Source organism: Ferruginibacter sp. (assembly GCF_014377975.1).
Taxonomy (GTDB): Bacteria; Bacteroidota; Bacteroidia; order Chitinophagales; family Chitinophagaceae; genus Ferruginibacter.
The window spans coordinates 1-8,232 of record NZ_JACMOO010000421.1 but is presented as its reverse complement, the minus strand read 5'-3'; the positions used below and the strand labels follow the sequence as shown (position 1 = coordinate 8,232).

Annotated in this window: 8 protein-coding genes; all 8 read left to right on the top strand. The window is 41.5% G+C overall.

What is annotated here, in order from left to right; genetic code table 11:
• On the top strand, positions 1-394 hold a 394-nt coding region (locus H7254_RS20665), incomplete at its 5' end, for a ThuA domain-containing protein (RefSeq protein ID WP_301934778.1).
• 128 nt (positions 395-522) lie between these two features.
• Positions 523-1,374, top strand: a complete 852-nt coding sequence (locus H7254_RS20660; protein WP_301934777.1) for a sugar phosphate isomerase/epimerase — start codon at positions 523-525, stop codon at positions 1,372-1,374.
• Positions 1,375-1,403: 29 nt separating this feature from the next.
• The gene (locus H7254_RS20655; protein WP_301934776.1) at positions 1,404-2,231 is read left to right on the top strand and encodes a sugar phosphate isomerase/epimerase; all 828 of its coding nucleotides are present in this window, start codon (positions 1,404-1,406) and stop codon (positions 2,229-2,231) included.
• Between the two features lie 8 nt (positions 2,232-2,239).
• Positions 2,240-3,043, top strand: a complete 804-nt coding sequence (locus tag H7254_RS20650; RefSeq protein ID WP_301934775.1) for an alpha/beta fold hydrolase — start codon at positions 2,240-2,242, stop codon at positions 3,041-3,043.
• Between the two features lie 85 nt (positions 3,044-3,128).
• The gene (locus H7254_RS20645; RefSeq protein WP_301934774.1) at positions 3,129-4,691 is read left to right on the top strand and encodes a sugar MFS transporter; all 1,563 of its coding nucleotides are present in this window, start codon (positions 3,129-3,131) and stop codon (positions 4,689-4,691) included.
• 56 nt (positions 4,692-4,747) lie between these two features.
• Positions 4,748-5,785 carry a sugar phosphate isomerase/epimerase gene (locus tag H7254_RS20640; RefSeq protein ID WP_301934773.1) on the top strand — a complete coding sequence of 346 codons (1,038 nt, stop codon included), beginning with the start codon at positions 4,748-4,750 and terminating at the stop codon, positions 5,783-5,785.
• Positions 5,786-5,823: 38 nt separating this feature from the next.
• Entirely contained in the window at positions 5,824-6,975 is a 1,152-nt protein-coding gene (locus H7254_RS20635) for a Gfo/Idh/MocA family protein (protein ID WP_301934772.1), read from the top strand.
• Positions 6,976-7,023: 48 nt separating this feature from the next.
• On the top strand, positions 7,024-7,734 hold the full coding sequence (locus H7254_RS20630; RefSeq protein ID WP_301934771.1) for a DUF1080 domain-containing protein: 711 nt from the start codon (positions 7,024-7,026) through the stop codon (positions 7,732-7,734).
• The last annotated feature ends 498 nt before the right edge of the window (positions 7,735-8,232 follow it).

The window sequence follows — 8,232 nt, the reverse complement described above, 5'->3', positions numbered from 1 at the left end:
TCATACGCATTATGGACATAATTCTTCCACTGACGTAACGATTATTCCGGCTGCAGCAAAGGATCCAATTCTTACTGGTGTAGGTAATAATTTTCACTGCAGATCCTGGTTGTACCAGGTGTTGCCTGATTATCCATCTAACGGTTCCAAAACTTTACTGATGGGACATTCCGTTAATCCGGACAATCCTGCTGCGTATGATAATCCGGTAGCCTGGACAGGAAAAAATAGTTATGGAGCGAAGTTTTTTTTTACAACGCTGGGGCATCCCGAAGATTTTGATCAGGAGCCATTTCAGCATTTGGTAATTAATGCCCTTCATTGGGCGGCGGGTAAACCCATACCAAAAAAATGGGCCGGTAAAATGGAAATTCATGTGCCTTACCGCCAATAATTTTAAAGGATAAAGGTGCCTGTACCTGGCTGTGGTAGTTTTGGCGGAAAGCGAATATTGCTATAAATTCTACCAGCCAGAAATAGGATTTAATTACAATAGATTATTTCTACTATCAACGATTAAGAATGAATAAAATAGGATTTAATACTTTGGTATGGTCTGCAGTAGTGTCGGATGAATTATTCCCGATCGTGGATCGGTTAAAAGAGATTGGGTACGACGGGGTTGAATGCCTGATCGGATCACCGGATGAAAAAGCCTACAAGCGTTTTGGAGCCTATGCACTTAACATTGGTCTGGAAACATCGGCTGTTTTTGTAGTGGGTAAAGAAGAGAATCCGGTTAATCCTTCTGCGGAGATAAGAGCCAAAGGATTGGAAAGAATTAAGTGGGCCATTGACAGGGCTTATGATATGCAGTCAAAAATACTTTGCGGACCATTTCATTCGGGGCATAGTGTTTTTGCGCAACATGCGCCACAAGATCAGGAATACGGCTGGAGTGGGGAAGTGTTACATGCAGCGGGAGTGTATGCAGCACAGGCAGGAATTACTTTGGCGCTGGAAGCATTGAATCGTTTTGAATGTTATTTATGCAATACCATGAAACAGTTAACCAAACTGGTAAACACCGCAGCGCATCCCAATGTAAAAGCCATGTACGATACCCATCATGCAAATATAGAAGAGAAAAATAACAGGGATGCCATCAAGACTGTAGCGCCCATATTAGCGCATGTGCACATCAGTGAAAATGACCGGGGAACGCCTGGCGACGGACATGTGCAATGGGAAGAAACTTTTTCTACGCTGGCAGAAATAAAATATGAAGGTTGGCTTACTATTGAAGCCTTTTCCCGCAACGATCCTGATTTTGCCAATGCCATTAATGTGTGGCGGGAATATTCAAAGCCCTGGGATATTGCCACCAATGGCTTAGTATTTATTAAGCAACAATGTATGGCACAAAGCCGCTAATTATTTACTATTAAAATGCAATGATTATTATGACTGATCAACTACCTTTTCGTTTTGGATCTGAAGTGTACACCTGGTTTATGAACAATAATGGTAAAACACATGAGGGTCGTTTAGGACATATGATGGAAGTTATTGCCAGGGCCGGATTTACCGGCATTCAACCCATACATTTTTGGATGGGAGATTTAAGTGACCCGGGTTTGCTGGAAGCCAATTTGAAATTGAATGGCATCGAGCTTGCGGCAATCTCTTTGGCGTTAGACTGGAAGGGAGCGAAAGAAACAGAAAGAGAGCGGGAAGAAGCAGATCAAACCATTCGTTTATTACAACGTTTTCCGGGAGCCATTCTTTGCACGGTGCAAAAACCTGGCGGTCGCCATGATTTGGTAGTGCGCCGTCAAAATTTAATCAATATAGTTAACAGCGTTTCCCGAAGAGCAATGGAATTGGGTGTACCCTGTAGCTTTCATCCCAATTCACCGCATACTTCCATCACCAGAACGGAGGAAGATTATCAGGTGATATTACCGGCATTGGATAGTGCTGCTACGGGATGGACACCCGATGTGGGACACATTATTAATGCAGGGATGGACCCGCTGGAAAAGATGAAAGAATATTCGTCAATGATAAATCATATGCATTATAAAGACTGGGATGGTGAACCGGAATTTGCATTGATGGGTAAAGGTAAAGTTGACTTTTTAACAATAACGCAATGGCTGAAAGATCGTAATTATAAAGGCTGGATAGTTTGTGAAGATGAAGGAATCGCCGCAATGGAAGATCCGGATTTTGTAACATTACATGATGGTGAGTGGGTGAAAGAAACATTAATTAAGGGATTAAAATAATTACAACGATGCCTATTTTACGCAGCAACGGAATCAATTTACAGTACGGGCAACAAGGTTCAGGAGAGCCACTGCTGCTGATAATGGGGATTACAGCCACCGGATCAGTCTGGGAAAAACATGTGGCATACTGGCAAAAAAATTTCACCTGTATTACATTGGATAACCGGGGTGTGGGTCTTTCTGACCAACCAGAAGGGCCTTATACAACAGCACAGATGGCAGACGATTGTGCAGGTTTACTGGATGCCCTTAATTTGCCTAAAGTAAAAGTGGTAGGCTGTTCTATGGGAAGCACGATAGCCCAGCAACTGGCCATTCGTCATCCTGAAAAAATTATTTCAATGGTGTTGATGTGTCCATGGGCAAATTGTGATAATAAGGCCAGGGCTACCTTTCAGCATATGGTAAATTGTAAGACAGCCTTTGCGCCGGAAGCATTTAGTTTGTTTATCCAGTTATTAATTTATTCAAAATCATCCTGGGATGAAGACACGATGTTTGCGGAAATGGCAGCCAATAGAAGTTTAGCGGCAACAAATGAACAGGTTCAGTCTGTACAAGGTTTAACGGGGCAGGCTGCCGCTTGCATTCAGCATGATGTGCTGCACATGCTTCCACAAATTAAACAACCGGTTCTGGTGATTGGTGGCAAGGAAGATATTTTTACACCCATGTGGATGGCAACAGCAGTGGCGGCGGCTATTCCAAATTCGGAGCTGTATATGTATGATGGTTGTGGACATGCATTTCACTGGGAGCAAATAGCCGACTTTAATGAAAGAATCAATTGCTGGTTACTGAGTCATTAACCACACAGCATTGAGTGATTAAAATTTTTATACAAATCGATTTCATTGCTTACTATCATTTTACTTAACCTTTAAAAAAAGTCGTATGAATTCCACACCAATCATTACCGTAAATACAGCAGCAGACGAGCAGGGCAAAAAAATGCTTTTTTGGGGCTGTTTTATTGCATTAACTGCTACTGCATTTGGCTTTGTTTTTCGTGCATTTATTATGGCGCAATGGGGCGTTCAATTTGGTTTAAGTAAAACGCAACAAGGCGAAATATTTGGAGTAGGGTTTTGGCCTTTTGGAATCAGCATCGTATTTTTTAGTTTGATTATTGATAAAATCGGCTATAAAAAATCAATGATTTTTGCCTTTGCCTGTCATCTTCTTTCTGTTGTGATTACCATTTTTGCCAATGGATATTGGATGCTGTTTGCAGGTACCTTTTTGTTCGCTTTGGGCAATGGTGCTGTTGAAGCAGTCGTTAATCCGGTAGTGGCGACCATGTTTCCAAAAGAAAAAACAAAGTGGCTAAATATTTTACATGCTGGCTGGCCAGCCGGGATGGTAGTTGGAGGCTTGCTTGGCATTTTTATGATCAACCAGCAATTTCCATGGCAGTTAATTATTGGATTTATTTTGCTACCTGCTTTCACTTATGGCTGGATTATTATGAAACGTAATTTTCCGGTAAACGAAAGGGTAAAGGCTGGTGTTAGCTACCTCCAGATGCTGGAAGAAGTGGGTGTGTTGGGTGCCTTAATCATTGCGGCTTTATGTGCCTTTCAACTGGGTAGTCTTTTTCAATGGCCCCTCACCGTTAGTATTATCATCACGCTGGTGATGACGGGTATTTTCGGATATTTTGTAAGATCACTGGGTAGACCGCTTTTTATTCTGTTGTTAGTAATTATGATTCCATTGGCTACTACCGAATTGGGAACCGATAGCTGGATCACCGAATTAATGACACCGGCAATGAAGCAAATAGGCTTTCAGGGTGGATGGGTATTAATTTACACCTCAATAATAATGGCTTTACTTCGCTTGTATGCCGGTCCCATTGTTCACAAACTTTCACCGATCGGATTACTCGTAATAAGTTCATTGATTGCCGTGGTTGGTCTGGTTTTTCTTTCGTATTCAGCAGGCTTTATGATTGTAATTGCAGCTACCATATATGCGTTGGGCAAAACATTTTTCTGGCCAACCATGCTGGGGGTAGTGTCGGAACAATTTCCCAAAGGAGGGGCACTTGCAATTAATTTTACCGGTGCAGTTGGTATGATGGGAGTGGGTGTTATTGGAGCAGTTATTCTTGGTTTTGTACAAGATAAACAACTGGATCAAAACCTGGCTACTTACGACCAAAAAAATAATACCACCCTGCATACCGATTATTTAACAGCACCTAAAACAGGGATTTTTGGAACGTATAAAGCGCTGGATGCCCAAAAAATAGCCCTTGCTCCGGCACAGGCAGTTGAGCAAATAAATATTGTAGAAAACAACGCTAAAAAAAGTGCCCTTCGCACAGTAGCGATTTTTCCGGCAGGTATGTTTGTATGCTATCTTTTATTATTCTTTTATTTTAAATCCAAAGGGGGCTATAAACCTGTACAAATTTATAAAAATGTGGCACTGCCACAGGAAGTAGATTAAATAATCTATTTTGCTGCAATCAACATTGACTATTTCAATTATTAAAATACAATAACATGCAAAAAAATAACTATCCTAAACTTCACAATGCAACCTGGCCGGGCATTGTAGGCAAAGGACCTGATGGTGAGCCACCCATACCATTTGAAACTTTACTGGAACTTACTGCCGGCGCATCCGTTGACGGCGTTAAGTTTGATGGCATTGATATCGGTCTTTTTGAACCTCATATTGATATTGATAGTTCTGATGACGGCATCAAAAAACTGGCAGATAAAGTAACTTCTTTAAACCTGCAAATCGGCAGTCTGGTGGCTCCTGTCTGGGGTGGTCCTGCGATGGGTAGTAAAGAAGACCGTGCAGTATTTGTAGACATGGTACGCAAGTCGTGCCGGTTTGGACAAAAGTTGCGTGAATATGGTGTACGGCCCAACGGTATTGTGCGTATAGATTCTGCCAGTAAGCCGGAAGCCTGGGCATTGGATCCGGTGAACAATACAAAGCTGATTGCAGAAACTTTTAGAGAGGTCTGTGATGTAGCTGCAGACTATGGTGAAAGGCTTGCTGCCGAAGGGGAAATTTGTTGGGGCGGTATGCATAGCTGGACGGCAATGATTGACACACTAGAAGCTGTCAACAGGCCTAATATTGGCTTTCAGGCAGACATGGCGCATACCTTGTTATACCTGCTTGGCTACAATAGTCCGGAAGCCCGGATACTTCCTGTTGATTTTGATTGGACTGACCGGAATGCTTTAAGCGAAGGTTTAAAAAAGCTTACCGATGCCCTGCGTCCCTGGACAATTGACTTTCATGTTGCCCAGAATGATGGCACTGTATTCGGCAGCGGTTCGCATGATAAAACAGGTCGCCATTGTTTGGCAACAGATCCGGCTGGCAAATTGGATATAGCTGCAGATGCAGGTTATTGGTTGCGTGGTAAAGATGGAGAACTCACTAAAACTATCCGGCATATCTGTTGGGATGGATGTATGTTTCCGAATGAAGTGATGACGAAACAACAAACATGGAATGATATACTCGCAGCCATGATTAAAGTGAGGGATCAACATGGCTGGTATGAAGCGGAATAAAAATAATTATTATATTGTAAGCATTAATTCTATTGACAATGGCAACAAAAAAAATACTTAATATAGGTTTAATAGGTGGTGGTTTTATGGCCCGGACACATTCCAATGGGTATCGGCGGGTAGCTAATTTTTTTCCTGAGTTGGAATTTACGCCGGTGCTGAAAGCAGTATGTTTTCGCAATGAAACTAAACTTAAAGCATTTGCAGAACAGTGGGGATACGAATCTGTTGAAACAGACTGGAAGAAACTGATTGCCCGGTCTGATATTGATGCCATAGATATTTGTACCCCCAATGATACACATGCAGAGATAGCGATTGCCGCTGCAAAAGCAGGTAAGATGATTCTGTGTGAAAAACCGTTAGCACGCAACCTCGTGGAATCAGAAGGAATGGTAGATGCCATTGAAAAAGCAGGGGTTAAAAATACCGTTTGGTATAATTATCGCCGGCTGCCTGCGGTTACCCTCGCCAAACAAATTATTGACTCCGGCAAACTGGGAAAAATATATCATTACAGGGCTAATTTTCTTCAGGACTGGACTATCAGCGAAAATCTTCCGCAAGGTGGAGAGGGATTGTGGCGCATGGATGCTGCCGTAGCTGGATCCGGAGTATTGGGCGACCTGCTTTCGCATTGCATTGACACGGCCTTGTGGCTCAACGGAGGTATCAAAGATGTGTCTGCAATGACAGAAACATTTGTAAAGGAACGCATGCACCAGCTTACAGGTAAAGTAGAAAAAGTAACCATCGATGATGCCTGTTCCTTTATGTGCCATTTCAACAACGGCTCATTGGGATTGTTTGAAGCTACCCGCTATGCCAGGGGCCATAAAGCCCAATATACTTTTGAAATCAATGGTGCCGATGCGTCTATAAGCTGGGACTTGCACGATATGAACCGGTTGAATTTTTTTGATAATGCAGATGAATCAAAACTGAGGGGCTGGCGTTCTATACATATCACCGATGGCGATCATCCTTACATGGATAAGTGGTGGGTACCTGGACTGGGCATTGGGTACGAACATTCTTTTATTCACCAGGTAGCCGATTTTTTAAAGAGCATTGAAACAGGAGAACCTTGTTCACCTACTTTTAGAGAAGCACTGGATACACAAAAAGTTTGTCAGGCAGTAGTTGATTCAGCAGTTTCAAAAAGCTGGAAAGATTGTAATATCTCTTAAAAAAACACCCAATCAATTTTATAAAATCTTCAACTTCAAATAACAACTATGTCACAAAAAATGAGTTTCCGTTTAGCACTTGCCTTCATCATCATGGGCACGTCATTGTCCGTAAAATCTCAGGATCATCCTGCAGGATTTACAAAAATATTTGATGGTAAAACCATGAAAGGCTGGGACGCTGATCCTACATTCTGGCGGATAGAAAATGGAACTTTTGTGGGAGAAGTTACGGCCGCCCATATTATCAAAACAAATACTTTTCTTATCTGGAAAGGAGGATTGCCTGCAAATTTTGAATTGATCGCTCAATATCGTATCAGTCCTGAAGGAAACAGTGGCGTTCAGTACCGCAGTGAAGAAGTGAAAGGTATTCGGTATGCACTTAAAGGTTACCAGGCTGATATCGACGGCGCCAATATTTATACAGGTCAGAATTATGAAGAACGTGGACGTGGATTTTTGGCAATGCGTGGAGAAAAAGCTTTGTTGAAAACAGATCAAAAACCATTGATCGAAGGTTTTGTGGGTAACTCAGATTCTTTAAAAAGTAAAATAAAAAATGGCGACTGGAACGAAATACATATTATCGCAAAAGGTAACCACCTGCAGCATTTTATCAATGGTGTTTTAATGAGCGATGCCACGGATGAAGATACCAAAGCCCGAAAATTTAAAGGCGTATTGGGCTTTCAGGTACATGTAATGCCTACCATGAAAGTTGAATACCGGAACATCTATCTTAAAAATTTAAAGTAGTATCGGTTAAATTTATTGACCGGTAAAATCAACTTTAATTGATAAAACAAAAGCTGGTAAATAGGATATTAAGTCAATTTAAAAATAGCGTAGTGTCAATGATGTAAGGAAAAAATAAACTAATAAAATGAAAATGTTTGTTTGATATTTATCCCACACATCCCTGCGCCAGTCCCTAAATACCAGGTTGATAAAATTGATAATTCTGTACGCTGCTTAGGAGGGTAAGCAAGTGAACTTTCGAAAAAACAATTCTTACACTTCTATTATAATCAGAAGAAGAATTGATTAAAGATCTTAGCAATCCTTTTTTGCCTTGATTTTAAAATAGGGCAATGTATACCTGCTGCTATCCCTGGGTTTGATTACTTAACAGTAGTTGACAATCGCCTGCCAGGCCGTTCATAAGGTCTCAATTAAAAGTGCTGTAAATCAATAAAAAAGCGCTATCCTAACCCGAAATTAACGGGTAGGGATAGCGCTTTTTAAACCAATAGC